Here is a 26,463-nt window from a genome sequence, read left to right on the forward strand (position 1 = left end):
GTCGATCCGTTGGGGCTAAGCCGGGTTCGGCTCCGGACCTACGATCATTGCGTTCCAACGGGACAAAGAGACGAGGAGGGCGACCAGATCATTGTTTGCGGGAATGGCGGGGGCGGCTCGAATGGTTCACCTGGCGGTCGCGCTTGGACCCTGCCGGGCGGCGGCGGGTATGTCCAGGCAGGCTTTCCGGTTGGAATGGCCACACCAATCACGCCGAGTGATTTGCTTCGTCAGAATCGGGAGCGTGGGATAAATCGGGAACGAGAAGCCCGTGATCGCTATAGGGAAGAAGGGTGCTCCGTCGCGTCTCAAATGCGCGTGCTTGATCCTGCTACTGGGGTTTGGAGCAATGTGGACCTAGTCGTGCAAGTGCAATCGGATGCTGGGGGAGCGGGGCATTTTTGGTTCATGGAGCTAAAATCAGGACCGAATGCACGCCTCACACCTAATCAAAGAGCTGTTCAAGCGGCAATCTTGCGCGGGGATGCAGTACCCTTGGGTGTAATTCCGCTCACCGTTGGTCTTATTCCCTATGTTAGCCTTCGCGATCAAGGTGTGACCGGGGAACCTGTTACGGAATGGCATTGCGACTAGAGTAGCGTGAGCTAATCTTTTAAGATTCATATCAAACGGCTTGGGTAAGTCCATCTATGTTGGAACGTTTGTCTCTTATTGACTTCGAGAATGCAGCGTGTGCGGCTGGGTTTTCGAAGGAAGAACGCGGAGCCTGCATATTGGAGCTCAGCGAACATCATCAACTAATGGTGCTTGCTGAAGTGGCTTCTAATAATTTGATTGTGGTTGCGGTGATTCACGCACGGAACTGCTCTGGAAGAGCGGCTGAAGCTGTATCCAACGGACTGAGGGCGAGTGTAGGGTCCCGAGATATGGTGATGACTAGGGATTTAATTGCTCCGGCTTTTAAAAAAATGGGCGCAACAGCTCCCCCTGGGAACGCGTTTCACACATATTCAGATTTGGAATCTGCTTTAATTTTGTTTAAAAAAATGTTTTTTAAACTTTATCCAGATTTCGTTTCAGTAGATAGAATGGTGAGATACTTGCTGAGTGCTCCCATGTTGACATCTACTGCATTTCTCGGAATTGCGGCCTGTGTTACGGCCCAATGCGGGGCGGATGACCTAGAGCGCAGAATTCGTACTATGATAGAGAAGGCTGGGTCGCCCATGAATAAGGCAATATTGCAGTCACTAAGCACTTGAGGCGCTATTTGCAAGAAACGGAGAGATGCGCCGTTTCTCTGCCATAACCTGGCCAGTCGACCGCCCCGCAATACGACGGGCGGGGCAATATGAGCCGCGATCACACGGGCGAGACCTATGGCTACGATCAATACAACCGCCTGACCGATGTGGGCGGGTCCTCGAATATCGCGCTCGCCTACGATCCGGCCGGCCGCCTGCAGGCCACCTCGGGCACCGGGGTGACCTTCCGGGAGTTCCTCCATGACGGGCTCGACCTGATCGCGGAGTATGACGGCAATGGCACCATGCAGGCGCGCTATGTGCACGGTTCGGGGATGGACGAGCCGCCGGTGCAGTATACCGGTGCGGGCACCCGCGCCTGGCTGATCGCGGACGAGCGCGGCTCGATCGTGGCGCATGTCAACGACAGCGGCGGGGGGTGGTGCATCAGGCTGGCCCCTGCGACACCCTGCGCCTTGACCTTCGGGCTTTCCCGTAAGAAGTCCCCGGCATGATTGCTGAACTCGGGCAGTTTGCCCTGATCCTCGCCTTTGTTGTCGCCCTGGGCCAGTCGGTCCTGACCTTTGCCGGGCTGCGCACGGGCGATCGCGTGGTGCACGATTTCGCGCGGGCCGGGGCGCTGGCGCAGTTCGCGCTTGTGCTGGCGGCCTTTGCCTGCCTGACGGCGCTGTTCGCCCTGTCCGATTTTTCCGCCCTTGTGGTCGCGGAAAACTCCCATACCGACAAGCCCTTCATCTACAAGCTGACCGGCGTTTGGGGCAATCACGAGGGCTCGATGCTGCTCTGGGCGCTGATCCTCACGGGCTATACCGCTGCCCTGGCGCTGACGGCAAAACCGGTGGAGGCGCGGCTGGTGTCGATGACCTTCGCGGTGCAATCGCTGATCACGGCGGCCTTCACCGCCTTCCTGATCTTCACCTCGAATCCGTTCGCGCGGCTCTGGCCGGCGCCGGAAAACGGGCAGGATCTCAATCCGCTGCTGCAGGACCCCGGTCTCGCCTCGCATCCGCCCATGCTCTATGCCGGTTATGTCGGCTTTTCGATCACCTTTTCGTTTGCCGTCGCCGCCCTGCTGGATGGCAAGGTGGATGCCCGCTGGGCGCGCATCGTGCGTCCCTGGGCCCTTACGGCGTGGTGTTTCCTCACCGTCGGCATCGCCCTGGGGGCCAGCTGGGCCTATTACGAACTGGGCTGGGGCGGCTGGTGGGCCTGGGACCCGGTGGAAAACGCCTCGCTGATGCCCTGGCTGGCGGGCACGGCCTTCATCCATTCGCTGCGCGTGATGGAAAAGCGCGACACGCTGAAAGCCTGGACCGTTCTTCTGGCATTGCTGGCCTTTTCCCTGTCGCTGGCCGGGACCTTCCTGGTCCGCTCGGGCGTTCTGACCTCGGTGCACGCCTTCGCCGTCGACCCGACGCGCGGCGTCTTCATCCTGGCCATCCTGATCGGCGTGATCGGCGGGTCGCTGGCCCTGTTCGGGCTGCGCGCAGGCCTTCTCAAACCCACGGGCATGTTTTCCGAGGTGAGCCGGGAAAGCACCTTGCTGGTCAACAATCTCTTCATCGGCGCCGCCTGTGCGCTGGTCTTCTTCGGCACCTTCTATCCGCTCTTCGTCACCACCGTGTCCGACCAGACGATCACCGTGGGTGCCCCTTTCTTCAACGCCACGTTCAACCCGCTTATGGGCGTGCTGTTGATCCTGGTCCCGGTGTCGGGAATGCTGGCCTGGAAGCGTGGCAGGCTGGCCCCGATCGCCAGGAAGCTCGCCCCCGCGCTCGTTGCGGCCCTGGCCGCCGGGCTTGTCGCGTTCTGGATCGCGGACCGGACCCGGATTGCCGGCGCGCTGGGCACGGCACTGGCCCTGTGGATCGCCGTGGGCGTCGCCATCGACCTGGCCCAGCGCACCAGGCTCTTCGACGCCGGTCCGGGCGCTTCGCTGGCCCGGGCAGCGCGCCTGCCGCTGGGCATCTGGGGCATGGCCGTGGCCCATTTCGGCCTTGCCGTGACTGTGTTCGCGATCACCGGGGTGAGCGCCTGGAAACAGGAGACCAGCGCTTTCATGATGCCGGGCCAGTCCCTGCAGCTGGGCGGCTATACGCTCACGCTCGACGATGTGCGACGGACCGAGCGGGCGAATTTCGTTTCCGAGGAGGGCGCCTTTTCGGTCACCCGCGGCCAGCGCGATCTGGGCGGGCTCGTGGCCGAACGCCGCTTCTATCCGGTGCGCCAGATGTCGACCACGGAAAGCGCGATCCGTACCCGCGCCACGGGCGATCTCTATGTCACGCTGGGCGAGCCGTCGCCGGAGCGCGGCTGGCCGGTTCACGCCTATATCTATCCCTTCGCGATGTGGCTGTGGATCGGCTCGGCGATCCTGGCCCTGGGCGGGCTGTTGTCGATCGCCGACCGCGGGCGGCGGGCCCTGGCGGCGCGGCGGCCGGCACCGCCGGTCCCGGCCGCCGCAGCCGGTGAGGTGGATGCATGACCCGGCTTGTCCTGTTTGTCCCGCTGCTCCTGTTCGCCGTGATGGCGGTCTATTTCGGCCTGGGCCTGCGCGAGGATCCCTCCGAGATCCCCTCCCAGCTGATCGACCGGGAATTGCCGCCCTTCGACCTGCCGCCCCTCGAGGGCTTCGACGCGGGACTGTCCAGCCGCGATCTGCGCGGCCAGGTCAGCCTGCTCAACGTGTTCGGCTCCTGGTGTCCGCCCTGTGCCGTGGAACATCCCATGCTGATGCAGATCGCGCGCTCGGGCGCGGTGCCCATCTACGGGATCGACTGGAAGGATCCGCCCGGTGCCGGTACCGCCTGGCTGGAACGAAACGGCAATCCCTATGTCCGGGTCGGGGATGACAGCGAGGGGCGCGTGGCGATCGACCTGGGGCTGACGGGCGCGCCCGAAACCTTCCTGATCGACCGGGCAGGGCGCGTGCGTTACCGCCATGTCGGCGTCATCACGCCGGAGGCCTGGCGCGACACATTGCGCCCGCTGGTCGAGCATTTGCAGTCGGAGGCGGAGCAGGGATGACGCGTCTTCTCGTAATCCTCGCACTGGTCTTCAGCGCCCCGGCGCTCGCGACGCCGGGACCGGACGAGCGGCTGGACGATCCGGCCCTGGAGGCCCGGGCCCGGGCGCTCTATGCGGAATTGCGCTGCGTCGTCTGCCAGTCCCAGAGTATCGACGATTCCAATGCGCCGCTGGCGGCCGACATGCGGGCCGTCGTGCGCGAGCGCCTGCTGGCCGGCGACAGCGATGCCGAAGTGCGGGCCTGGCTGCAGGAACGCTATGGCGACTATGTCCTGATGATGCCGCCCGTTCAGGGCAATACGCTGGGTCTGTGGCTGTTTCCGGTGATCGTGCTCATCGGCGGTGCGGCGGGGATCGTCCTGTTCGTGCGGACCCAGAAACGGCGCGTGGCCGTGGCGGACCGCGAGGATGATGCGGCGAGGGCCTCGGCCCTGACCGATGAGGAGGGGCTGTCGTGATCTGGATCCTGATCGCACTGATCGCGAGCCTGGTTGTCATCGCACTGGCGCTGCCGGCGCTGCGCCGTACGCGGCACGAAACGGCCAGCGGCATGGGAGCGTTCGCCGGACAGCTCGAGGAATTGCGCCGCGATGCCGAACTCGGGCTGGTCGAACCCGCCGAGGCGCAGGCCGCGGAACGGGACATCCGCCGCCGGGCCGCCGCGGCCGGCCATTGTCGCGCGGAGCCGGACACGGAGAGCCCGCGCTTTCGCCTGGGCCTGATCGTCGCCAGTGTCCTGACTGCCATGACGGCCGTGCTGATCTATATGGCGATCGGCAGTCCGCATCTGGCCGGCGCCCGCCCTGCGCCGTCTGCCCCGGCGATGCCCGACGACGTCCAGGCCGTGATGGCGGAGATCGATGCCCTGGCCGCCGACCTCATGGCCAATCCGGAGAATCCGCGCGGCTGGGCGGTGCTGGGGCAGGCCTATCTCACCCTCGGCCGCTATGACGAGGCGGCGATCGCCTTCGAAAACGCGATCGACCGCGTGCCGGACAGCGCCTATCTCTTCTCTTCGCTGGGACAGGCCTACCTGTTCGGCGAAAACGGCAGCATGACGCCCCGGGCGCGCGAGGCCTTCTCCCGGGCGCTCGACCTTGAGCCGGGCGATGTTCGCGCCCGCTTTTTCCTGGCGGAGGCCGATTATCAGGACGGGAATGAAGAAGCAGCGCTGGCCGAGTGGCAAGCGCTGCTTGAGGATGCGCCTGAGGACGCGGGGTATCGCTCGATGATCGAGGCGCGTCTTGCTGCAGCCGTCGAAGAGGGGGGCGACTAGGTTGCGAGTTCCCGGTGATCGTCCCGGCCGGGACGGGCACCGTCATTGCGGGCCCAGTTGATGAAGACCGTCAGCTGCCGCTCGGCTTCCAGATAGACGTGTTCGGGTACGCCTGTCCGTTCGGCCATGTCCGCACGGATCGCAGAGGGGCAAAGGGCAAACGCCCCCGCCGCGGCCACAGCGCCCGCCAAAATCGTCAATCCGCCCCTCATCGACGCCTCCCCAGCCGTGAATCGAGTTTTCGTTATGGTTACGAAACCGTAATGCCGACACTTCGTCCATCCCGAGAAACGATAAATCGGCGGGCCGGGATGATTAGATATGACCGGCGCGGCCTGTCGCCGGGCGGCGATTTGCAGTAGAATTAACAAATTGGGCAAGAGGATTCGGCCTTGTTGGGAAGGCCGAAGAATATAGATGACCGCTATGGAGGAGGCTGCGCCGTCCCTGGGACTGGCGCGCGCGCAGTCAACCCTGATGTCGCTGGTGCAGACCAGCGCGGAAGCCGGACATGATCACGATGCGGCAATCGCCCGGCTTCTCAGGTCGGTGCGCGATTATTTCGACCTGCCGCTCGCCATCGTCAGCTCCGTCGAACGCAACAACTATACGGTCGAGCAAGTGATCGACGCGTCGGGCACGGTGCGTGCGGGCGACCGGTTCGATCTCGCCGAGACCTATTGCGAACGCGTCATCGCCCTGGAAAGGCCGCTCTATGTGCACAAGGCCTCGGACAGTCTCTACAGGGACCATCCTTGCTACAGGGCGATGCAGCTGGAGACCTATATCGGCGCGCGTCTGTTTGCCCAGGGCCGGGTATATGGCACGCTCAATCTGACGGCACCGGATCCCGGGGGACAGCCCTTTGGTGCCGATGACATGGCGGTCTTCGAGACCGCTGCGGCACTGATCGGCCAGCACATCGCGCTGCGTATGGCCAATGAGCGCTTTCATCTCGCGGTCGAAGGCTCCAGCGTGGGCCTGTGGGATTGGGACGTCCGCACCGACGAATTGTTCTGGTCGCCCCGCTTCATGGAGATTGTCGGGCTGGACCCGGCGGATTTCAAACCGACCTTTGACGAGTTCGGCGACCGGTTGCATCCCGTGGACCGTGACCGGGTGATGCTCGCCGTGAATGCACACATGGCCGAGCGCAAACCGTTCGACATCGAATACAGGCTGCGTCACGAAAGCGGGTTTTATGTCTGGATCCATGCCCGCGGGCAGGCCGTCTGGGCACCGGACGGTACCGCCCTGCGCATGGCCGGATCGGTGGACGACATCACGGCGCGCAAGGCGGCCGACCGCAAGCTGCACGAACAGGCCGAAGCGCTGCGCCAGTCCAATGCCGAGCTCGAGCGCTTTGCCTATGTGGCGTCCCACGACCTGCAGGAACCGCTGCGCAAGATTTCGGCGTTCGGGGACCTGCTCAAGCGCGACTATGCCGACCGCCTCGATCAGCGCGGCGTCAACCTGCTCGGCATCATGGTGGATGGTGCCGGGCGCATGCAGCGCCTGATACGCGATCTGCTCGACTATTCGCGCTCGACCCACGTCTCCCTGGAAATCCAGGATGTGGATCTGGGGGCCCTGGTCAAGGAGGTGGCAGGCGATTTCGACCTGGTACTGGAGCAATGTGCCGGCCGGATCGAATGCGATGCCGCCGCTCCGGTCCGCGGCGATCCCGTATTGATGCGTCAGCTGGTGCACAACCTGCTGGGAAATGCGGTGAAGTACCGCTGCGCCGACCGGTCACCGGTGATCCGTGTCACGACGGCCGCGTCGGGTGATCTGGCGTGGCATATCCGGGTCGACGACAACGGGATCGGCTTCGCGCCCGAACATGCGCGGCGGATTTTCGAGGTCTTCAAACGTCTGCATGGCCGGGGTGACTATCCCGGAACCGGAATCGGCCTGGCGCTTTGCCAGCGCATCGTCGAGCGGCATGGCGGAGAGATCTGGGCCGAGGGCCGGCCCGGCGAGGGTGCCAGTTTCCACATCGAGTGGCCGCGCGATCCGAAGGACCGGTATTCACATATTACGGATAGCGATTGATTTATGAGCCGGCTTTGCGGCGAAGCAGGCTAGGTTCACAAACTGAATTGACCTGCCGACCGGGAGGTCCGACATTGACGGATAAGATTCCCGTACCGAGTATTCCGATTTCCTGACGAGTGAACCCCATGAATCTTGACCAGCGGATCGTTGCGCGCTCCGAGGCCATTCTGAAGTCCTGGCGTACCCTGAACTGGGCCAGCGCCTTTTCCGCCATCATCTATCCGGCGCTCGGCGTCGCCCTGCTGACCACCATGCTCATTCTCGGCCTCGCGCTGAACGGGCTGACACTGCACTGGTGGTATGCGCCGGTCTGCCTGGGCGTCGTCGCCCTGACCATTTTCCTGTGCAATCAAGGGATCGGTCCGCTGCACCGCATCTGGCAGCACCGCGCCGGCGAGATCCACTGGCCGGCCCAGATCGTCATCATGTTCAACTGCATCCTGGCCATGCAGGGCACGTTGAAGGACTGGGTGAACTATCACTCCCAGCATCACCGTTTCGCCGACAAGCCGGGCGATCCGCACAATCCGCTGGAGAGCAAGGTCTGGGCCTGGGTGGGCTGGATCCTCTGGCGCGACGAGAACGATTTGAAGCGGCCGATGCCGATGTGGCTGAAGGACAATCCGGTCGTGCGCTTTGCCGACCGGTTCCACATCTCCCTGTCCCTCGCGATGCATCTGATCGTGCCTGCGGCCATCTATCTGATCGTTGCGCTGACGGGCGGCTCGCTCATCTTCACGGCGCTGATCCATGCCTCCGTGGTGATCGGCCGCGGCCTGCAATTTCATGCCACCACGCTGGGTGTGAACGTGTTCGGCCACATGAAGACGCCGAAATGGTTCGATTATCTGCTGGCCCTCCTGACCGGAGGCGAGGCGCTGCATGACCATCACCACGATTTTCCGCGCTCGGCCCTGCACCTGCCCAAGAAGGGCATCTGGAACCGGATCGTGGACTATAACGGCACCATGCTTCTGGTCATGCGCCGGCTCGGCCTGGCCCGCAATCTGGAGATTGCGCCCCAGTTTGCCGACTAGGCTTGTTTGATATTTTGGCGATGAAGCCCCGGCAAAGGCCGGGGCTTTTTTGTTACCGGGGTCCCTGCGACCAAAAAACCGCTGAAATTGCCGCTTCCCGGCATGGACGCCTTGCTGCAACGGCGCTAACGTCTTCGCAAGTGCATCATACCGAATGCTCGAAAAAATCGATAAAGGGGAGAACATGCCCGATCTGGATGCCTTCCGCGCGGAAGTCCGGGACTGGCTGGACGCCAATTGTCCCGAAGAAATGCGTCAGCCGATGGAGAGTGAAGCCGACATCGTCTGGGGCGGGAAAAAGTTCAACTTTACCGAACCGCAAAAACTGTGGCTCGACAGGATGGCGGCAAAGGGCTGGACCGTACCGGAATGGCCTGTGGAATACGGCGGGGCCGGATTATCCAAGCCGGAAGCCAAGGTGCTGCGCGAGGAAATGCAGCGCATCAAGGCGCGCACCCCCCTGCAGTCCTTCGGGATCTGGATGCTGGGTCCGGCACTCCTGAAATACGGCACACACGAGCAGAAGCTGGAACACCTGCCGCCGATCGCGCGCGGCGAGATCCGCTGGGCGCAGGGCTATTCCGAACCCAATGCGGGCTCCGATCTCGCCTCGCTGATGACCAAGTGCGAGGACAAGGGCGACCACTACCTGGTCAACGGCCAGAAGGTCTGGACCTCCTACGCCGACAGGGCCGACTGGATTTTCGTCCTGGTTCGCACGGATTTCGATGCGCCCAAGCATCTGGGCATTTCCTTCATCCTGGTCGACATGGACCAGCCGGGTGTGTCGACCAGGCCGATCAAGCTGATCTCCGGCCGCTCGCCCTTCTGTGAAACCTTCTTCGACGATGCGCGGGCCGAAAAGCATAACCTGGTTGGTGAACTGAACCGGGGCTGGGACGTTGCCAAATACCTGCTGACCCACGAGCGCGAGATGATCGGCGGCATGGGCTCGGGGGCCATGCGGCCCATGGGCGATATTGCCGTGCAGCAGATCGGGCTGGACGAGAGCGGCCGCCTGGCCGACCCGATGCTGCGCACCGATATCGCACGTGCCGAAATCGACGGACTGGCCTTCATGGCGACGATGGAACGCGTCGCGGACGAGGCCAAGGCCGGGCAGGGCACGGGCGCCAACTCCTCGATGCTCAAATACTATGGCACCGAGTTCAACAAGCGGCGCCTCGAACTGATGATGGACAGTGCCGGATCCGAAGCCCTGGAATGGGGCGCCGATGATGACGTCGCCCGCAACTGGCTGCGCACCAAGGGCAATTCGATCGAGGGCGGGACATCCGAGGTTCAGCTCAACATCATCGCCAAGCGCATTCTCGAACTACCGTCCGCGTAAGACGCACCACAAGGAGATAAGACAATGAGCATGGTGCTGAACGACGATGCCAACATGCTGAAGGACGCGGCCAGGGGTTTCCTGGGCAAGAGCGCGCCCGTCAGCCAGCTGCGCAAGCTGCGCGATGACGGGTCCGAAGACGGGTTCGACCGGCAGACCTGGGCCGCCATGGCCGAGATGGGCTGGACGGGCGTGCTTGTGCCCGAGGCGCATGGCGGGGTCGATATGGGTTATGTCGCCGCCGGCGTTATTGCCGAGGAGATGGGCCGCACGCTGACCGCCTCGCCCTATCTGTCGACGGCGGTGATGGGGGCCACGGCGCTCTCGCGCTTCGGTTCGGATGCGCAGAAGTCGGAATGGCTGCCGAAACTGGCTGCGGGCGAGGCGGTCACGGCCGTCGCGGTCGACGAGGGGCGCAAGCACAATCCCGCCCGGGTCGGCGTGACAGCCGAGCGGTCGGGCAATGGTTTCCGGCTGAACGGCCGCAAGGGTTTCGTGGCCGAAGGCCATGTCGCCGACATGCTGATTGTCTCCGCCCGCACCGCGGGGGGCGAGGCCGATGCCGAGGGCATCACGCTTTTCCTCGTGCCGCGAAACGCGGCCGGCGTGTCAGTCGAGCGGGCGGACATGGTCGACAGCCGCAATTCCGCATCCGTCACGCTGGAGAATGTCGATGTGACCGCCGATGCAGTGCTGGGCGAGGTGGATGGCGGCCTGAAACCGCTGGAAGCCGTCCTCGATGCCGGCCGCGCGGGCCTCGCAGCGGAAATGTCCGGCTCGGCCCAGCAATGCCTCGAGACGACGGCGGACTATCTCAAGGAACGCAAGCAGTTCGGCCAGATCATCGGCACGTTTCAGGCGCTCCAGCATCGCGCGGCGCACCTTTATTCCGAGGTGGAGCTGGGCAAGTCGATCGTCCTGAAAGCCCTGCAGACACTCGATGCGGCGCCGGAGCATGCGGCCATGATGGTGTGCGCCGCCAAGGCCAAGCTCGGCCAGGTGGCCCAGCTTGCGGCGCGCGAGGCGATCCAGATGCATGGCGGGATCGGGATGACCGACGAGTTCGATATCGGCTTCTACATCAAGCGTATCCGCGTTGCCGAAGCGCTTTACGGGGATGCCAACTACCATGCCGACAAGTTTGCCCGGATGCGCAAATACTGACCGGATTGCCCGGAGAGGATGACCATGGATTACACGGACAAAGTCGTCGTCGTGACCGGTGGGGCGCGCGGCATCGGGCTGGCCCTGGCACAGGCCTTTCACGCCCGCGGCGCCCGGATTGCGCTGGCCGATCTCGATGGCGCCGAAGAGGCGGCCGGGACGCTCGGCGGGATCGGGGGACAGGTCGACGTGACCGACGAGGCCCGGATCGGTGCCTTTCTGGACCGCGTCGAGGCCGAGCTGGGCCCGGTCGACATCTATGTCTCCAATGCCGGCATCCTGCGCAGCGACGCGCCGACATGGGATGCGGCCGGGGCGTCGGACCAGGACTGGCTGGACAGTTTCCAGGTCAATGTGATGGGCGCCGTGCGCGGTGCGCGCCAGGTCTGGCCGCGCATGAAGCCGCGCGGCGGGGGCGTGTTTATACTGGTCGCCTCGGCGGCCGGCCTGCTCGCCCAGATCGGCGCGTCCTCCTATACAGCCAGCAAGCATGCCGCCGTCTCCTTTGCCGAGAGCCTGGCCGTTGCGCATGGCGACGAGGGTTTGCAGGTGGTCTGTGTGTGTCCGCAGGCGGTGCGGACCGATATGCTGGGTGCCTCCAGCGACGGTGACAGTGCCGGCGGCATTGCCGGAGCCGACGGGATCGTCGAGCCTTCGGACGTGGCGGCCGAGACGCTGGCGGCGCTGGAGGAAAGGCGCTTCCTTGCCCTGCCGCACGAGACCGTGGCCGGCTACGAAGCCATCCGCGCGACCCAGCGCGATCGCTGGCTGGGCGGGATGCGCAAGTTTCGCCGCGGCATGATGGGCGCCCGCGGCCGCCCGGTGTGACACATCAGCAATGACAACAATGAACGGACGATAAGGGGAGTGACGATGGATCTGGGTATCACTGAAAAGGTCCGGCCGCTGATCGATCAGGTCCGCACCATGGTGCGCGACGAGATCATGCCGGCCGAGGCGGATTATCACCACGAGATCGGCCGCGAAGGGGATCGCTGGGCCTTCACCGCGCGGCAGACGGAAATCCTGGAAGGCCTCAAATCCAAGGCGCGCGAGCGCGGCCTGTGGAATTTCTGGCTGACGGACTCCGATCGCGGCTTCGGCCTGACCACGGTGGAATACGCCTATCTTGCGGAGGAGATGGGCTGGTCGCCGCTGGCGCCGGAAGTGTTCAACTGCGCTGCGCCGGATACCGGCAATATGGAAGTCATCGAACGCTACGGGAATGAGGAGCAGAAAAAGAAATGGCTCCAGCCCCTGCTCGAAGGGCAGATCCGTTCGGCCTATCTGATGACCGAGCCGGATGTGGCGTCCTCGGATGCCACCAACATCGCCTTCAGGGCCGAGCTGGACGGCGATGAATGGGTGCTCAACGGCGAGAAATACTGGTCCTCGGGAGCCGGGGATCCGCGCTGTTCGGTCTATATCCTGATGGCCCGCACCGAAGGCGACGATGCGCCGCGCCACGGCCGGCATTCGCAATTCCTGCTCGATGCGCGCACGCCCGGGATCGAGATTCTGCGGCCGATGATGGTGTTCGGCCATGACGACGCCCCGCACGGGCACATGCATATCCGCTTTACCGACGTGCGCGTGCCCAAGGATGCACTGATCCTGGGCCGCGGGCGCGGTTTCGAGATTTCCCAGGGCCGCCTGGGCCCGGGCCGCATCCACCACTGCATGCGCGCCATCGGCCAGGCCGAACGGGCGCTGGAACTGCTGTGCCGCCGCTCGGTCTCGCGGACCGCGTTCGGCAAGCCTCTGGCCAAGCTGGGCGCCAATTACGACATCGTCGCCGAACGCCGCATGGCGATCGAACAGGCACGGCTCCTGTGTCTCAAGGCGGCCTGGATGATGGACCAGGGCGATCCGCGCGCTGCGGCGCCCTGGATTTCCCAGATCAAGGTGATCGCCCCGCGCGTGGCGCTGGATACGGTCGACGAGGCGATCCAGATGCATGGCGGGGTCGGCGTCTCCCAGGACACGCCGCTGGCGGGCATGTGGACGGGGCTGCGCACCCTGCGCTTTGCCGACGGACCCGATGCCGTGCACCGCATGGTGATCGCCCGCAAGGAACTCAAGCGCTATCTCAACGAGAATCTGGAGGGCTGACCTGCAATGGCCGAACGCAAACCCGCTCCGCCGCGCGCCCGGCTCGAAGAGATCGCCAAGCAGATCGTCGCCAGTGAAGACGTCCTCAATGTCGGCGAGACCGAGGTTCTGGGCGTCAAGCAGCTCGCCTATGTAAACGCACCGCCGGACCTGCGTTTCCTGCTGATGAAGGCGATGGAGCATGCCGACAAGACCGGCGTTGTCTTCGAGGATCAGCGCTGGAGTTTCGGCGAACTCGTGGGCAAGTCGGTGGCCATTGCCAATGCGCTGATCGAGCGCCACGGCGTCACGCCTGGAACCCGCGTGGCCCTGGCGATGCGCAACTCGCCGGAATGGATGGCGTCGTTCCTCGGCATTGTCACCGCAGGCGCCGTGGTCGTGCCGCTCAATGGCTGGTGGACCAGCGAGGAAATGGCGTTCGGCCTGGCCGACAGCGGCGCGCGGATCGTCATCGCCGGTGCCCGCCAGATCGAGCGGATCCGGCCCCACAAGGCGGCGCTGGGCCTGACGCTGATTGCCGGCCGGGGCGAGCTGGACGATGCCGACGACACGTTCGCGGACATGGCCGCAGCCGGGGCCGGCAAGGAACCGCCGGCCATCGAGATCGATCCGGACAGCGATTTCGCGATCTTCTACACCTCCGGCTCGACGGGTACGCCCAAGGGCGCCGTGCTGACCCAGCGCGGCGCGGTGACGACGGTCCTGTCCTTTGCCCTGCTCGGCGCGGCCCTGCGCCTGGCCAACGGCGACCAGGACTTCACCGAAGGCGATCCGGCCGTGCTGGTATGCCTGCCGCTCTTCCACTGCACGGGGTCGCACGCGGTTTTCATGATGTCGCTCTTCTCGGGGCGGAAAATGGTGCTGATGCGCAAATGGGATGCCGGCGACGCCGTGGATCTCATCCAGGCGGAGAGGATCACGGACATGGTCGGCGTGCCCACCATGTCCCACGAGCTGACGCTGGAAGCCGAGCGCCGCGGCGTCTCCCTGGACACGCTGCAATCGATGGGAACGGGCGGGGCCAAGCGCCCGGAAGCCCATGTGCAGAAGATCAACGAGGTCTTCCCGAAGGCCTGGTCGTCCTCGGGCTACGGCCTGACCGAGACCAATGCGCTGGGCACCTATAACGGCTATTCCGAATACCAGGCCAAACCCGGGTCCTGCGGTGCGCCGCTGCCGGCCGTGACCTTCATCAAGACGGTGGACGAAAACGGCAAGGAAACCCCCACGGGCCAGCCGGGCGAAGTCTGGATCAAGTCGCCGGCCGTGTTCCGCGGTTATCTCAACCAGCCCGAGGCGACCAGGGCGGTACTCACCGAGGACCGCTGGTTCAAGACCGGCGATGTCGGGATTATCGACGAGGACGGGTTCCTGTTCATCGTCGACCGCATCAAGGACATGGTCATTCGCGGCGGGGAAAACGTCTCCTGCCTGGAAGTCGAGGGCGCGCTGGCCCGCCATCCCGACATTCTCGAAGCGGCCGTCATCGGCATTCCCGACGAACGGCTGGGCGAGCGCGTGGGCGCTGCCATTCATTTGCGGGAGGGCGCGTCCCTCCCGGACGATGAGATTGTCGCCTTTCTCAAACCGCATCTGGCGACCTTCAAGATCCCGGATACGGTCTGGCGCCTGGACACGCCGCTGCCGCGCGGCGGTACGTCCAAGATCGACAAGCCGGGCCTGCGCAAGATGCTGCTGAAGAACGAGGAGACGGCCTGATGCCGGTAGTGAGGAAGGAAGACCTGGCCAGCCATGTCGGGCAGGAAATCGGCGTGTCCGACTGGATCGGGATCGACCAGTCGCGCATCGGCCAGTTCGCCGACGTGACCGAGGACCATCAGTTCATCCATATCGATCCCGAGCGCGCGGTCAGGGAAACGCCCTTCGGCGGCACGATCGCCCACGGCTTCCTGACCCTGTCCATGCTCTCGCGCCTGGCGGGCGGCACGTCGCTGGCGATCGACGGGATCGTGATGGGGATCAATTACGGCTTCGACAAGGTGCGCTTCCTCCAGCCGGTGAAAGCCGGCCAGCGCATTCGGGGCCGTTTCGTCCTGGACGAGGCCACGGAGCGCAATCCGGGCCAGTGGATGCTCAAATACGGTGTCACCGTGGAGATCGAAGGTGAGGACAAGCCCGCCCTCATGGCGCAATGGCTGACCCTCCAGATCGTCGGCTGACCGGAACAACAGGCCCGGAACAACAAGCAGAGAGACATGTTCGATGAGTGAAATCCGTTTTGACGGCCGCGTGGCCATCGTCACCGGTGCCGGGCTGGGCCTCGGCCGCTGTCACGCCCTGGCGCTGGCTCAACGCGGCGCGAAAGTCGTGGTGAACGATCTGGGCGGCTCCGTCGACGGCACGGGCTCCGGTTCGGCCGCCGAGGATGTCGCCGACGAGATCCGCGAGGCCGGCGGCGAGGCGATCTCTCACACCGCCAACGTCACCAAGGCCGACGAGGTCGCCGACATGGTGAGGCAGGCCATGGACAAATGGGGCCGGGTCGACGTGCTGGTCAACAATGCCGGCATCCTGCGCGACAAGTCCTTTGCCAAGATGGAACTCGCCGATTTCGAGGCCGTCATGCAGGTGCACCTGACCGGCTCGGTCGTGTGCACCAAGGCGGTCTGGGACATCATGCGCGAGCAGGGCTATGGCCGCGTCGCCATGACGACGTCGTCGTCGGGCCTCTACGGCAATTTCGGCCAGTCCAACTACGGCGCTGCCAAAATGGCGCTGATCGGCTTCATGAACACGCTTCACCTGGAAGGGCAGAAGTACGATATCCGGGTCAGCGCGCTGGCGCCGACCGCCGCGACGCGGATGACCGAGAATCTGCTGCCGCCGGCCGCACTCGACCTGCTCAGTCCGGAAGCCGTGTCCGCCGGCCTTGTCTGGCTGGTCTCCGGGGATGCGCCCTCGCGCACCATTCTGTGTGCCGGCGCCGGCGGTTATGCGGCGACGAAGATCTACGAGACCGACGGCATTTATCTGCCGCCCGACCAGCAGACGCCGGAGAATGTCGCGGCCAATCTGGACAAGGTGCTGGACGCGGCCGACCAGCGCGAGCTGCAGTCCGGCGGCGAGCAGTCGGTCAAGTTCCTGACCAAGGCAGCGACCCATCTGGGCGTGTCGCTGCGCTAACCGATTACACCGATCCTCGAAGGGAGGAAGAGCATGAAAGCGCTCCTTTGCCGTGAATTCGGCCCCGAAGCGAACATGAAGGTCGAGGAGGTCGAGGATCCCGTGCTCAAGCCGGGTCACGTCCTGATCGACGTCAAGGCGGGCGGGCTCAACTTTCCCGACCTTCTGTGCGTGCGCGGGCAATACCAGTTCAAGCCCGAACTGCCTTTCGTGCCGGGCACGGAAGGCGCCGGCGTCATTGCCGAGGTCGGCGAGGGCGTCGACGGTTTCACGGCCGGCGACCGGGTGTTGTTCAATACACCCACCGGGGCGTTTGCCGGCAAGGCGGTCATTCCCGCCCAGTCGCTGACGAAAATTCCCGATGCGATGCCCCATGAGGCGGCGGCCGGGCTGACCATTGTCTACGGCACGTCCTACCATGCCCTGAAGCAGCGCGCCGGGCTGAAGCCCGGTCAGACCCTCCTGGTACTGGGCGCTGCCGGCGGTGTCGGCCTCGCCACGGTCGAACTGGGCAAGGCGATGGGCGCCACGGTGATCGCGGCGGCCTCGACCGATGAGAAACTGGCCGTGTGCAAGGCACACGGTGCCGACGAACTGATCAATTATTCCAGCGAGGACCTCAAGGCCCGGGTGAAGGAACTCACCGGCGGTCAGGGCGTGGACGTGATCTACGATCCGGTCGGCGGCGATTTCACCGAACAGGCCTTCCGCACCATCGCCTGGGACGGCAAGCACCTGGTGATCGGATTCGCCGCAGGCGATATTCCCAAACTCCCGCTCAACCTGCCCCTCCTGAAAGGCGGGCATGTCGTGGGCGTGTTCTGGGGAGCCTGGGCGGGACGGTTCCCGCAGGAGCATCGCCAGAACATGAGCGAGCTTTTCGCGATGTTCGAGGACGGCAAGATCAAGCCGCACGTGGCCGGCACCTACAGGCTCGAGGATTTCCTGGAGGCGTTCAATTCGCTTTCCGGGCGCAAGGCGATCGGCAAGGTCGTGCTGACACCCTGACCGGCTCCGGCTTGACCTGACACCGATCCGGCCCACACTCCGGAGCTAGACATTCGGGGAGTTTTCAAATGCGCATTCTTTCGTCGTCCGTACTTGCGGCTGTGATTCTGGCGGCCCCCGGTACGGCCCAGGAACACGCTCCGCCCGCCGAGGTCCTGGCGGTGCACGACTATGTCGCGGCGGTTTCGGCCGAGCGGATCGAGGCGGATATCCAGACGCTGGTCGATTTCGGCACCCGCCACACCCTGTCGGAAACCGGGAGCGAGACGCGCGGCATCGGCGCGGCGCGGCGCTGGATTTTCGAGGAGTTCGAGCGCATCTCGGCCGAGTGCGGCGGCTGTCTGGAGGTGATGTACATCTCCGACACGATTTCCGGGGAACGCCGCATTCCCGAACCCGCCGAGGTGGTCTCGGTCATCGCCATACAGCGCGGACGAATCGATCCGGACCGTTATGTGATGATGTCCGGCGATATCGACAGCCGCGTCACCGATCCGCTGGACGGCACGTCCGACAGTCCCGGCGCCAATGACAACGCCTCCGGCATGGCCGGCGTCATCGAGGCGGCGCGGGTACTCAGCCAGCACGAATTCGACGGTTCGATCATCTATGCCGGCCTTTCGGGCGAAGAGCAGGGCCTGTTCGGCGGGCAGATCGTGGCCGCGCATGCGCTGGACGAAGGCTGGCGGATCAAGGGCGTTCTGAACAATGACATGATCTCCAATATCGAGGGGGTCAACGGTGTCATCGACAACACGACGGCCCGGGTCTTTTCCGAAGGCACGCGCGCGGTCGAGACCGAGGAGGAAGCCCGGATCCGCCGTTTCACCGGCGGCGAAGTCGACAGTCCCTCGCGCAATCTGGCCCGTTTCGTCGACCGGACGGCCGACCAGTACATTCCCAATCTCGACGTGATGATGGTCTACCGGCTCGACCGGTTCGGACGTGGCGGACACCATCGCCCGTTCAACGATGCCGGCATTCCCGGTGTGCGCATCATGGAGACGAACGAGCATTACGACCGCCAGCACCAGGACCTGCGCACCGAGGACGGGCGCGTCTATGGCGATACGATGGATGGCGTGAATGCCGGTCATGCCGCCAAGCTGACAGCGCTCAATATCGCCGTCATGGCCCAGATGGCCGGTGCGCCGCCCTTTCCGGCGAATGTCGAGATCGAAGGCGCGGTCCAGCCCTCGACCACGCTGCGCTGGGACATGGCGGCCGGTGATGCGGCGGAGAATCTGGCCGGCTATCGCGTCCACTGGCGCCTGACCGACCAGCCGCAATGGCAATGGAGCCGTTTCGTGGGCCGCGTCGGCGAATACACGCTCGAGAATATTGTCATCGACAATTACTATTTCGGCGTCTCGGCGGTTGCCGTGGACGGGTCGGAAACACCGGTCGTCTTCCCGGGGGCGGCGGGCAGTTTCGGAGAGTAAATCCCCGGTATCGCGGGTCCCGCACGAAACGGGGCGCCTGAAAGGCGCCCCGTTCTCGTTTCCAGTGCGTGGTACGATCAGTCGCGGGCGACAATCGTGTAGGTCACGGTCTCGCCCGTGGCGGCGTTCTGGCCTTCCCAGCTGGAGCCGACATCCAGCCCGCCCTGGATCGGTGCGCAGCCGCCTTCTCCGGTTGTGCGTTCGACGCAGAGCTGGTCTCCTTCGACCCACCAGCTGCCTTCGATGCCGACATCCGTCGTATAGGTGCCGTCGGCGTTGAAATAGGTGATGTAGCTGCCCTGGGCCGTCGAGACCTGAAGCGCATTCTCGACCAGGGCATCGACGGGCGATGCCTGCAGGACAAGGGCTGAAACAAGTGAAGTCAGCATCATGATCTGGTTCTCCCCCTAATAGACGGGCTGATGGTTGATAAAGCGAACGGACCGTGGTCCGGTCCGTCCGTGCGCCCGTGACAATGCTAGTTCAGACCCGGTCCGGCCTCAATGTGCCAAATTGCAAAAATCGCGCGACAGGAGAAAATCAGCCGGCGCCATGGCAATCCGGTTCCATCCGGGAAATCCAGTCCCGGATCAGGGCAATGCCCTCCTCATGGCGCACGGCGCGTCCGAGTTCGGGCATCATCGCGCCTGGATCATTCGTCTCCATTCGATAGACGAGTATGGAGTCGTCCGGTTCGCCCGGCATGATCGAGAAGCGCCGGCCGCCCGTGCCGCCGCCCGCGGCAATGGGCAGTTTGCAAAGGCCCAGATTGGGGCCTGGCGGTGCATCGTGCTGGAGGTGCAGACCCGAAGTGTCCGCCGGACCGGCCGGGTTGTGGCAATGCGCGCAATTGATGTCGAGATAGCTGCGGGCGCGGTCCTCGATGCCGGCGTCCGGATCGGACAGCGCGGCGGCCCGCGGCGCCGTCCCTGCGCCCGGCCAGCCGGCGAGATAGCCATGGGCGGCGAACTCGGCGAGCTGATTGCGCGGGCCGTCCGCATAGTCGTAGTCGCGATTGATATGGCGCGGCGCCGGACCGATGGGCTGGATGGCGCGGGTCGTGTTGTCGACGGCGTGACAGCCTGCGCACTGATTGGCATCGGGCACGGCATAGGCAAAGTCCTGACGGTTGCCGTCCGGGGCGATCAGGGTCAGGCGTTCGATCCCGCCGGCGCGGCGCAGTTCGGCCTCTGTCTGCTCCTCGTTCCAGACATAGGGCAGGGCGATCCAGCCCGTCTCGCGGCGTGCAAGAATCCGGGTCTCGACCAGGCGGATGCCGGACAGGTCCAGGCCGCCGGGGCGCCATCCGTCCGCTGTGCCGGTGGTCTGCAGCACCTCGCCGGCGCCGCGCCCCCCGGGATAGTAGAAGGTCTTCGTGATGACGGTTCCGACCGGAAAGTCCAGTACCCCGTCCTCGCGGTATCCGGCCGAAACGCCGTCAGGCATCCAGAGGGTGCGCTGCTTGTGTGCGTAGTCGGAAAACAGCGCCATGTTGAGGTCGTAGGGGATGACCCCTTCGCCGAGCACGAGTTCGCGCCCGTTCGAGGTCATCATGCCCCAGTCGCTCAGGAGCGGCGGATTGCCCTCGGCAACAAAACGCGGGCTCGCCGCCTCCCGGCCGCCGCAAGCGGCCACGAGAAGGGCGAACGCGAGTATGCCGTGCCGCATGGCCGCTACTCGGCCAGCGCCAGTTGCACCGCCGGCAGGGGGTCCAGCGAACACCGGTGCTGGTCGGTGGTGATGGCGGGGTTTTCATACCCGTTGGGTCCGTCGGCATTGACCAGGCCGGCCTCGCCATTGTTCAGGCAGATGCGAAGCTCGGCCGGCATTTCGCCGTCCACCAGCTTGCCGGCATCGAAATAGCCGTCCCAGAGCACGTCCGGCAGCGATCCCACGGGGCCGGCCACAACGAGTTTCAGGCCCTGCAGATCCAGACCGTCCGGATTGTTGCCACCGCCCTCGAAGGCATTGCCGTGAATATGGATGCCCTCGGGATAGGGATCGAAATCCGCCTGCGCCGAATAATCGGAATAACCCGTCGAGTGCAGCGAGGAGATGATGATGTTGGCCGTGCGGTTGTCGGCGATCACATTGTCGAAGATCTCGACCTGGTCGTTCGAGTTCACCACGATGCCCGAGCCGGCCGGGATCGAGGCGACCGGCGTGCCTTCATGGCCGAAATTGCCCGTATTGTTTTCAAAGACATGATTGTCATAGACGCGGGTCCGAAAGCCCGGCTGGGGCAGGTTCGGCATGTTGAAGACGAGAATGCCGCCGGTATTGTTCGTTGCCACATTCTCGTAGACGTCGGCGCCGATCGTGTTCTCGATCTCGATGCCGGCCACATTGTATTCGGCGCGATTGCGGCGCACGACGACATTCTGCGACTGGCCGACATAGATGCCGGCGTCGGCGGCGCCGATGGCGATGGAATCCTCGACTAGGACATTGGTGGTCTGGACCGGATAGATGCCGTAGGCGCCATTGCCGGTGTCGGGACCGTTCGTCCATTCCACCCGGATGCGCCGGATGACGATATTCTCGCCCTCATTCACCTTCAGCCCGTCACCGACCGTGTCCTCGATGGCCAGGTCCTCGATGGTGAAGTCACTGGCCGTGACCAGGAGCCCCTCGGCACCCTGGGCCTGGTCCTGGAAGCTGAGGATTGTCCGGTCAGCACCCTGGCCGCGTATGGTCACGCCGTCGGCCGTGAGGCTGAGCGAGCGGTCGAAGGCGAAGACGCCTTCGGGAATCTCGATCACATCGCCGGGCTGCGCATCGATCAGCTGTTCGATCAGCCGGTTCTGGTAATCGCGGTCGGCGGTGGCGATATCGCGCTCGGCCGGTCCGCCGCAGGCGGTCAGCAACAGTCCGGCAATGCCGGCAATGACAGTAAAAGCGTGGCGCATCACAGACATATCCCTCCCCACAGCGGCCGATTTTCCGGCGCGATGTTAGGAGGGGACAATCTTCGTGTCGATTCGGGAATAGGGATGCCCGCGACGGCCGGGCGGGGTCAGCCCGCCTCGCGCAGGGATCGGGCCGCGCGCTCGCGCGAGCCGATATCGCGATGCGTCACTTGCGCACCGCTTTCATTGGCCACCTGGATCGGTGCCAGCTGCTCGCCCGTGCGCACGTCGAACAGTTCGACGGGAGCTTTGCTCTCGCCGTAGATCCACCTGTCGCCCCATTGCTGCATCGCCATGAGAATGGGGAAGAGCGCTTCGCCGCGCTCGGTCAGTACGTATTCCTGGCGCTGGCCGCGTACACCCACTTCCTCGCGCGCCATGATGCCGTTGGCGACGAGCTTGTTGAGGCGATCGGTGAGGATGTTTTTCGCGACGCCCGTGCTTTCATGGAAATCGGAGAAGCGGCGGGCGCCCTTCATGGCGTCGCGGACGATGAGAAGCGTCCACCAGTCCCCGACCTGATTCAAGGTCTGCGCGATTGCACAAGACATTTCGTCGAAACGTTTCCGACCCATCCTTGGTCCCCCAAACACCGGCCGCTGCCCGTGCGGCCCTCAGGATTTATACGCCAAATAAGCCACAACCCCGAACCCTCGGGCCCAGATATTGTGTCCGACTACTCGCGATCCGGTTTCGACTGGTAGCGATACCGGCCGCATAAAATGATGCCGTATCAGGATACATGCTCTGTTCCGTTTGGCGACCCCCTTGTCGGAATGACAATGGGTTGCGGCTGGCCTAGGCTTCTGACCGGACCGGTTATTCGTGTGACAAGTATTTGACGGGGCGTGTGTTTATGGGGCCAGGCGAGATCGATTCTCTGCGGGTAATAGTTGATGACCAAACGCGGCTGGCGATTGCCGCGATCCTGGTCGGCATGATGTTCACCGTGGCCCTGGCGCTCAGGCTGGAGGACTTCGACGCGGTCAGGCGGCAGCCGGTGCGCATCCTGGGCGGGGTGGCGGCGCAGCTGCTGGGCCTGCCCCTGTTGACCCTGGGCCTGATCCTGATCCTCAACCCGCCGGCGAGCATCGCCCTGGGCATGTTCGTGGTGGCGGCCTGTCCGGGCGGCAATGTTTCCAACCTGCTGACTCATTTCGCCCGCGGCAACACGGCCTATTCGGTCTCGCTGACCGCCATTTCCAGCGTGTCCGCGGCCGTCGCCACACCGGTCTCCATCCTGTTCTGGGCCTCGGTCTATGCGCCCACCGACGCGCTCGTCGGGCGGCTCGACATCGACCCCGTGCCCTTCATCGTCCAGACCGTCGGACTGCTCGCCATCCCGCTGGCCGCCGGCATGGCGGTGACGGCCCGCTGGCCGCGCACGGCAGCGCGTATCCGCCGCGTGCTGATGCCCCTGTCGCTGGGCGGCATCGCCATCCTGATCGTCGTCGGCGCGGCGCAGAACTGGCACATCATCACCGCCGCCGGCGCCCTCGTGATTCCCATTGTCGTCATCCACAATGCGGCCGCCTTCGGACTGGGCTCGGCCTGGGGCCGCACCTTGCGCCTCGATGCCGCACACCGGCGCTCGCTGACATTCGAGGTCGGCATCCAGAATTCCGGCCTCGGCCTGCTTATCCTGCTGAGCCAGTTCGACGGGATCGGCGGAGCTGCGGCGATCACCGGCATGTGGAGCCTGTGGCATCTGATCGCGGGAACCGGCCTGGTCGGCTTGTTCCGCGGCCTGGATTGGCTGAAACTGGGCTCCGGCGAGAAGACGGCTCCGTAAGAGGGCCGCGACGATATCGGGAGGTCACATCATGTACGATCTGAAGATCGAGGGCGGCACACTGTATGACGGGTCCGGCGGCGGGGGCCTGCGTGCCGGCATCGCGGTCAAGGACGGGCGTATCGCCGCCATCGGCCCCGATCTGGGCCCCGCGGCGCGTACGATCGACGCAACGGGCCAGATCGTGACGCCGGGCTTTATCGACATCCACACCCATTATGACGGCCAGGCCAGCTGGGACCCGGACCTGCGGCCATCGGTCGATCATGGCGTGACGACGGCCGTGATGGGCAATTGCGGTGTCGGTTTCGCACCGGTGCGCGAAGACGATCACGACAAGCTGATCAAGCTGATGGAGGGAGTCGAGGATATTCCCGGCACGGCCCTGCACGAAGGCCTGACCTGGGAATGGGAGAGTTTCCCCGAATATCTCGACGCGCTGGCGCAACTCCCGCGCACGATCGATATCGCCGCCATGGTCCCGCACGATCCTTTGCGGGTCTATGTGATGGGCGACCGGGCGGTCTATTCCGAACCCGCCAATGACGACGATATTGCGGAAATGCGCCGGCTGACGCGCGAGGCGCTGCTGGCCGGAGCGGTCGGTTTCGCCACCGGCCGCTCCGATGTGCACAAGACGGCCGACGGCGACTGGACGCCGTCCTCGGAATCCACGCGCGAGGAACTGACCGGCATCGCCAGGGCTTTCGAAGGCCTCGATTTCGGAGTGGTGCAGGCCGTATCCGACTTCAATCTGGAACGCGGCGAAGCGGACTTCGACGAGGAGTGGGCGATCATTGCCGACTATGCCAGGGCGTCGGGCCGGCCCTTTTCCTTCTCCCTCATGCAACGCGATTTCGCGCCGGATCAGTGGCTCAAACTGATCGAGCGCACCGAGCGGCTCAAGGCCGAGGGGGTCGACGCCCGCATGCAGGTTGCCCCGCGCGCCATCGGCGTCTTTCTCGGGTTCAACTGCACCTTCCACCCCTTCATGGGCTACCCCAGCTACAAGACCATTGCCCACCTGCCACTCGAAGAGCGGGTTGCCAGGATGAAGGACCCCGCATTCAAGGCGCAGGTCCTTTCGGAAAAGACCGAAAAGCTCTCCGGTCCCGGCTCCTCCGTGCCGCCGCTGGCCGATCTCCTGATGGAGCATATCGAGTTCGTGGCGGAGAAATTCTTCCAGCTCGGCGATCCGCCGGACTACGAACAGCCGCCGGAAAACTCGCTGGCCGCACGGGCCCGGGAAAAGGGCGTTGCCCTGATGGAGATGGTCTACGACACGCTGCTGGAGCGTGACGGTCACGAGCTGATCTATCTGCCGCTCTACAATTATACCGAGCTCAACTACGACAACGTGCTCAGGATGCTGGAGCATCCCCAGGCGCTTTATGGCCTGTCCGACGGCGGGGCGCATGTCGGCACGGTGTGCGATGCGTCGATGCCGACCTACATGCTCACGCACTGGACGCGCGATCGCACGCGCGGCCGCCGGCTCGACCTGCCGGCCGTCGTGCGCATGCTCACGGGGCGCCAGGCCGATTATATGGGCATGAAGGACCGCGGCTATCTGCGGGCCGGGATGAAGGCCGATATCAATATCATCGACCTGGACAAGCTCCAGTCCGAACCGCCGCACATGGAACGGGACCTGCCCGCCGGCGGGCAGCGCCTGCTCCAGGGCGCGCGCGGCTATACGGCCACCATTGTCGCCGGTGAGGTTGTGATGGATGGCGGACGGCTGACCGGTGCCCGGCCGGGCAAGGTCTATCGCGCCGGTCAGGACGCGCCGGCTGCGGCGGAATAGGCGCGACGGTCGGCAGGGGCGGAAAAACAGGCTACACCTGTTTTTCCGCCCCTGACGCAACAGACCGTTTTCGCCCGATCATGACCCTACTTCTGGCCTATCTGGCCCTGGCACTCGTCGTATCCTTCTTCTGCTCGATCTCGGAAGCCGTACTGTTGTCGGTGCGGCCCTCGCATGTCGAAGCCCTGCACCGCAAACGGGTTGCTTCCGCCGCCGCGTTGCGGAAACTGCAGAAGAATCTCGACCGGCCGCTGGCCGCCATCCTGACCCTGAATACGGTCGCCCACACGGTCGGTGCGGCGGGAGTGGGCGCCCAGGCCGCCGTCGTCTTCGGCAGCGAATTCGTCGGGCTGACCTCGGCCATTCTCACCCTGCTGATCCTGATCCTGTCGGAAATCGTGCCGAAAACCCTGGGCGCCGTGCACTGGCGCCGGCTGGCGCCCAGCGTGGGGCATGTCGTGCTGTGGCTGACCCGAGTGATGATGCCCTTCGTCTGGCTGTCGGAACGGCTGACCCGGGTGATCGCGCGCTCCGGCGAAAGCGCCTTCACCTTTTCCCGCGACGAGATGCGGGCGATGGCAGAGATCGGCGCGCGCGAAGGCGTGCTGGACGACAAGGAGCACGCCATCGTCTCCAATCTGATGCGCCTGCATCGCCTGAAGGTCGAGGACATCATGACACCGGCCTCGGTGATGACGGCGGCGAATGCGGACCTGTCCGTGGGCGAATTCTTCGAAACCCACGCCGACACACCGTTTTCCCGGCTGCCGGTCTATGCCGAGAGTGCGCACCACATCACCGGCTATGTTCTCAAATCCGACCTTCTCCTGGCCCAGGCGCGTGGCAATTTCAGCGGTGCAATCAGCGAGTACAAGCGTGATGTGGTCGCCCTGCGGGACGATCTCAGCGCGTCTGCCGCCTTCGACCGGCTGACCCGGTCGAAGGGGCATCTGGCGATGGTGGTCGACGAATTCGGCACGCTGCGCGGCCTGATTACCATGGAAGATGTGGTTGAAACTCTGCTCGGGCTCGAAATCACCGACGAGGCCGACACGGTCGAGGACATGCAGATCCTTGCCCGCGAGCGCTGGCGCGAACGCATGGCCGCCA

25 protein-coding genes are annotated in these 26,463 nt (G+C 64.5%); 20 read left to right on the forward strand and 5 right to left on the reverse strand.

Annotated features, from left to right (window positions below; all coding sequences use genetic code 11):
• Positions 1–650 precede the first annotated feature (650 nt).
• From Q1U94_RS04160 to ccmI, 6 genes are all read left to right on the forward strand, one after another.
• A complete protein-coding gene (locus Q1U94_RS04160; protein ID WP_300542239.1) occupies positions 651–1,223 on the forward strand; it encodes a hypothetical protein in 573 nt (190 codons plus the stop codon).
• An 89-nt stretch (positions 1,224–1,312) separates the two neighbouring features.
• Positions 1,313–1,720 (forward strand): hypothetical protein, encoded by a 408-nt coding sequence (locus tag Q1U94_RS04165; protein WP_300542240.1) that lies wholly within the window; start codon positions 1,313–1,315, stop codon positions 1,718–1,720.
• On the forward strand, positions 1,717–3,711 hold the full coding sequence (locus Q1U94_RS04170) for a heme lyase CcmF/NrfE family subunit (RefSeq protein WP_300542241.1): 1,995 nt from the start codon (positions 1,717–1,719) through the stop codon (positions 3,709–3,711). Before Q1U94_RS04165 ends, Q1U94_RS04170 begins: the two co-directional genes overlap by 4 nt.
• The gene (locus Q1U94_RS04175) at positions 3,708–4,253 is read left to right on the forward strand and encodes a DsbE family thiol:disulfide interchange protein (RefSeq protein ID WP_300542242.1); all 546 of its coding nucleotides are present in this window, start codon (positions 3,708–3,710) and stop codon (positions 4,251–4,253) included. Before Q1U94_RS04170 ends, Q1U94_RS04175 begins: the two co-directional genes overlap by 4 nt.
• Entirely contained in the window at positions 4,250–4,711 is a 462-nt protein-coding gene (locus Q1U94_RS04180) for a cytochrome c-type biogenesis protein (protein WP_300542243.1), read from the forward strand. The genes Q1U94_RS04175 and Q1U94_RS04180 overlap by 4 nt, the downstream gene beginning before the upstream one ends.
• Positions 4,708–5,529, forward strand: a complete 822-nt coding sequence (gene ccmI, locus Q1U94_RS04185; RefSeq protein WP_300542244.1) for a c-type cytochrome biogenesis protein CcmI — start codon at positions 4,708–4,710, stop codon at positions 5,527–5,529. The genes Q1U94_RS04180 and ccmI overlap by 4 nt, the downstream gene beginning before the upstream one ends.
• On the opposite strand, the gene Q1U94_RS04190 is transcribed toward ccmI, so the two are convergent.
• On the reverse strand, positions 5,526–5,657 hold the full coding sequence (locus tag Q1U94_RS04190; RefSeq protein ID WP_300542245.1) for a hypothetical protein: 132 nt from the start codon (positions 5,655–5,657) through the stop codon (positions 5,526–5,528). The two genes, ccmI and Q1U94_RS04190, sit on opposite strands and share 4 nt — an antisense overlap.
• A gap of 289 nt (positions 5,658–5,946) precedes the next feature.
• Here Q1U94_RS04190 and Q1U94_RS04195 point away from each other — a divergent pair, with 289 nt between their 5' ends.
• The 11 genes from Q1U94_RS04195 to Q1U94_RS04245 all read left to right on the forward strand — a co-directional run bounded on the left by Q1U94_RS04195 (position 5,947) and on the right by Q1U94_RS04245 (position 18,845).
• Positions 5,947–7,584, forward strand: coding sequence for an ATP-binding protein (locus Q1U94_RS04195; RefSeq protein WP_300542246.1), 1,638 nt, complete (start codon positions 5,947–5,949; stop codon positions 7,582–7,584).
• A gap of 128 nt (positions 7,585–7,712) precedes the next feature.
• The gene (locus Q1U94_RS04200; RefSeq protein ID WP_300542247.1) at positions 7,713–8,624 is read left to right on the forward strand and encodes an acyl-CoA desaturase; all 912 of its coding nucleotides are present in this window, start codon (positions 7,713–7,715) and stop codon (positions 8,622–8,624) included.
• A 184-nt stretch (positions 8,625–8,808) separates the two neighbouring features.
• Positions 8,809–9,975: an acyl-CoA dehydrogenase family protein gene (locus Q1U94_RS04205; RefSeq protein ID WP_300542248.1), complete on the forward strand. Its 1,167-nt coding sequence runs from the start codon at positions 8,809–8,811 to the stop codon at positions 9,973–9,975.
• Positions 9,976–9,999: 24 nt separating this feature from the next.
• Positions 10,000–11,139: an acyl-CoA dehydrogenase family protein gene (locus tag Q1U94_RS04210; protein WP_300542249.1), complete on the forward strand. Its 1,140-nt coding sequence runs from the start codon at positions 10,000–10,002 to the stop codon at positions 11,137–11,139.
• A 24-nt stretch (positions 11,140–11,163) separates the two neighbouring features.
• Positions 11,164–11,967 carry an SDR family NAD(P)-dependent oxidoreductase gene (locus Q1U94_RS04215; RefSeq protein ID WP_300542250.1) on the forward strand — a complete coding sequence of 268 codons (804 nt, stop codon included), beginning with the start codon at positions 11,164–11,166 and terminating at the stop codon, positions 11,965–11,967.
• A gap of 45 nt (positions 11,968–12,012) precedes the next feature.
• Positions 12,013–13,251 carry an acyl-CoA dehydrogenase family protein gene (locus tag Q1U94_RS04220; RefSeq protein WP_300542251.1) on the forward strand — a complete coding sequence of 413 codons (1,239 nt, stop codon included), beginning with the start codon at positions 12,013–12,015 and terminating at the stop codon, positions 13,249–13,251.
• A 6-nt stretch (positions 13,252–13,257) separates the two neighbouring features.
• Entirely contained in the window at positions 13,258–14,970 is a 1,713-nt protein-coding gene (locus tag Q1U94_RS04225; protein WP_300542252.1) for a class I adenylate-forming enzyme family protein, read from the forward strand.
• A complete protein-coding gene (locus Q1U94_RS04230; protein ID WP_300542253.1) occupies positions 14,970–15,431 on the forward strand; it encodes a MaoC family dehydratase in 462 nt (153 codons plus the stop codon). Before Q1U94_RS04225 ends, Q1U94_RS04230 begins: the two co-directional genes overlap by 1 nt.
• A 43-nt stretch (positions 15,432–15,474) precedes the next feature.
• Positions 15,475–16,395 (forward strand): SDR family NAD(P)-dependent oxidoreductase, encoded by a 921-nt coding sequence (locus Q1U94_RS04235; protein WP_300542254.1) that lies wholly within the window; start codon positions 15,475–15,477, stop codon positions 16,393–16,395.
• A gap of 33 nt (positions 16,396–16,428) precedes the next feature.
• Positions 16,429–17,403 (forward strand): NADPH:quinone oxidoreductase family protein, encoded by a 975-nt coding sequence (locus Q1U94_RS04240; RefSeq protein WP_300542255.1) that lies wholly within the window; start codon positions 16,429–16,431, stop codon positions 17,401–17,403.
• A 68-nt stretch (positions 17,404–17,471) separates the two neighbouring features.
• On the forward strand, positions 17,472–18,845 hold the full coding sequence (locus Q1U94_RS04245) for a M28 family metallopeptidase (protein ID WP_300542256.1): 1,374 nt from the start codon (positions 17,472–17,474) through the stop codon (positions 18,843–18,845).
• A gap of 77 nt (positions 18,846–18,922) precedes the next feature.
• Here Q1U94_RS04245 and Q1U94_RS04250 read toward each other — a convergent pair whose 3' ends face one another.
• The 4 genes from Q1U94_RS04250 to Q1U94_RS04265 form a co-directional block, all read right to left on the reverse strand.
• Positions 18,923–19,237, reverse strand: coding sequence for a hypothetical protein (locus tag Q1U94_RS04250; protein ID WP_300542257.1), 315 nt, complete (start codon positions 19,235–19,237; stop codon positions 18,923–18,925).
• A gap of 148 nt (positions 19,238–19,385) precedes the next feature.
• On the reverse strand, positions 19,386–20,513 hold the full coding sequence (locus Q1U94_RS04255) for an SO2930 family diheme c-type cytochrome (RefSeq protein WP_300542258.1): 1,128 nt from the start codon (positions 20,511–20,513) through the stop codon (positions 19,386–19,388).
• Positions 20,514–20,518: 5 nt separating this feature from the next.
• On the reverse strand, positions 20,519–21,754 hold the full coding sequence (locus Q1U94_RS04260) for a parallel beta-helix domain-containing protein (RefSeq protein ID WP_300542259.1): 1,236 nt from the start codon (positions 21,752–21,754) through the stop codon (positions 20,519–20,521).
• 107 nt (positions 21,755–21,861) lie between these two features.
• Positions 21,862–22,329 carry a helix-turn-helix domain-containing protein gene (locus Q1U94_RS04265; RefSeq protein WP_300542260.1) on the reverse strand — a complete coding sequence of 156 codons (468 nt, stop codon included), beginning with the start codon at positions 22,327–22,329 and terminating at the stop codon, positions 21,862–21,864.
• 281 nt (positions 22,330–22,610) lie between these two features.
• On the opposite strand from Q1U94_RS04265, the gene Q1U94_RS04270 reads away from it, so the two are divergent.
• The 3 genes from Q1U94_RS04270 to Q1U94_RS04280 form a co-directional block, all read left to right on the forward strand.
• Positions 22,611–23,546 carry a bile acid:sodium symporter gene (locus tag Q1U94_RS04270; RefSeq protein WP_300542263.1) on the forward strand — a complete coding sequence of 312 codons (936 nt, stop codon included), beginning with the start codon at positions 22,611–22,613 and terminating at the stop codon, positions 23,544–23,546.
• Between the two features lie 31 nt (positions 23,547–23,577).
• A complete protein-coding gene (locus Q1U94_RS04275) occupies positions 23,578–25,353 on the forward strand; it encodes an amidohydrolase family protein (protein ID WP_300542261.1) in 1,776 nt (591 codons plus the stop codon).
• Between the two features lie 80 nt (positions 25,354–25,433).
• Positions 25,434–26,463: hemolysin family protein (locus Q1U94_RS04280; RefSeq protein ID WP_300542262.1), on the forward strand; the 1,030-nt coding region annotated here is incomplete at its 3' end.

The sequence above is a fragment of the Maricaulis sp. genome (assembly GCF_030149515.1).
Classification (GTDB): Bacteria; Pseudomonadota; Alphaproteobacteria; order Caulobacterales; family Maricaulaceae; genus Maricaulis.

Coding starts and splice junctions, on each gene's coding strand:
- Q1U94_RS04270 (WP_300542263.1), top strand. CDS start 22,611: ATGGGGCCAGGCGAGATCGATTCTCTGCGGGTAATAGTTGATGACCAA.
- Q1U94_RS04250 (WP_300542257.1), bottom strand. CDS start 19,237: ATGATGCTGACTTCACTTGTTTCAGCCCTTGTCCTGCAGGCATCGCCC.
- Q1U94_RS04245 (WP_300542256.1), top strand. CDS start 17,472: ATGCGCATTCTTTCGTCGTCCGTACTTGCGGCTGTGATTCTGGCGGCC.
- Q1U94_RS04190 (WP_300542245.1), bottom strand. CDS start 5,657: ATGGCCGAACGGACAGGCGTACCCGAACACGTCTATCTGGAAGCCGAG.
- Q1U94_RS04260 (WP_300542259.1), bottom strand. CDS start 21,754: ATGCGCCACGCTTTTACTGTCATTGCCGGCATTGCCGGACTGTTGCTG.
- Q1U94_RS04205 (WP_300542248.1), top strand. CDS start 8,809: ATGCCCGATCTGGATGCCTTCCGCGCGGAAGTCCGGGACTGGCTGGAC.
- Q1U94_RS04255 (WP_300542258.1), bottom strand. CDS start 20,513: ATGCGGCACGGCATACTCGCGTTCGCCCTTCTCGTGGCCGCTTGCGGC.
- Q1U94_RS04160 (WP_300542239.1), top strand. CDS start 651: ATGTTGGAACGTTTGTCTCTTATTGACTTCGAGAATGCAGCGTGTGCG.
- Q1U94_RS04230 (WP_300542253.1), top strand. CDS start 14,970: ATGCCGGTAGTGAGGAAGGAAGACCTGGCCAGCCATGTCGGGCAGGAA.
- Q1U94_RS04195 (WP_300542246.1), top strand. CDS start 5,947: ATGACCGCTATGGAGGAGGCTGCGCCGTCCCTGGGACTGGCGCGCGCG.
- Q1U94_RS04275 (WP_300542261.1), top strand. CDS start 23,578: ATGTACGATCTGAAGATCGAGGGCGGCACACTGTATGACGGGTCCGGC.
- Q1U94_RS04175 (WP_300542242.1), top strand. CDS start 3,708: ATGACCCGGCTTGTCCTGTTTGTCCCGCTGCTCCTGTTCGCCGTGATG.
- Q1U94_RS04210 (WP_300542249.1), top strand. CDS start 10,000: ATGAGCATGGTGCTGAACGACGATGCCAACATGCTGAAGGACGCGGCC.
- Q1U94_RS04200 (WP_300542247.1), top strand. CDS start 7,713: ATGAATCTTGACCAGCGGATCGTTGCGCGCTCCGAGGCCATTCTGAAG.
- Q1U94_RS04165 (WP_300542240.1), top strand. CDS start 1,313: ATGAGCCGCGATCACACGGGCGAGACCTATGGCTACGATCAATACAAC.
- Q1U94_RS04220 (WP_300542251.1), top strand. CDS start 12,013: ATGGATCTGGGTATCACTGAAAAGGTCCGGCCGCTGATCGATCAGGTC.
- Q1U94_RS04240 (WP_300542255.1), top strand. CDS start 16,429: ATGAAAGCGCTCCTTTGCCGTGAATTCGGCCCCGAAGCGAACATGAAG.
- Q1U94_RS04170 (WP_300542241.1), top strand. CDS start 1,717: ATGATTGCTGAACTCGGGCAGTTTGCCCTGATCCTCGCCTTTGTTGTC.
- Q1U94_RS04180 (WP_300542243.1), top strand. CDS start 4,250: ATGACGCGTCTTCTCGTAATCCTCGCACTGGTCTTCAGCGCCCCGGCG.
- Q1U94_RS04215 (WP_300542250.1), top strand. CDS start 11,164: ATGGATTACACGGACAAAGTCGTCGTCGTGACCGGTGGGGCGCGCGGC.
- Q1U94_RS04225 (WP_300542252.1), top strand. CDS start 13,258: ATGGCCGAACGCAAACCCGCTCCGCCGCGCGCCCGGCTCGAAGAGATC.
- Q1U94_RS04235 (WP_300542254.1), top strand. CDS start 15,475: ATGAGTGAAATCCGTTTTGACGGCCGCGTGGCCATCGTCACCGGTGCC.
- Q1U94_RS04265 (WP_300542260.1), bottom strand. CDS start 22,329: ATGGGTCGGAAACGTTTCGACGAAATGTCTTGTGCAATCGCGCAGACC.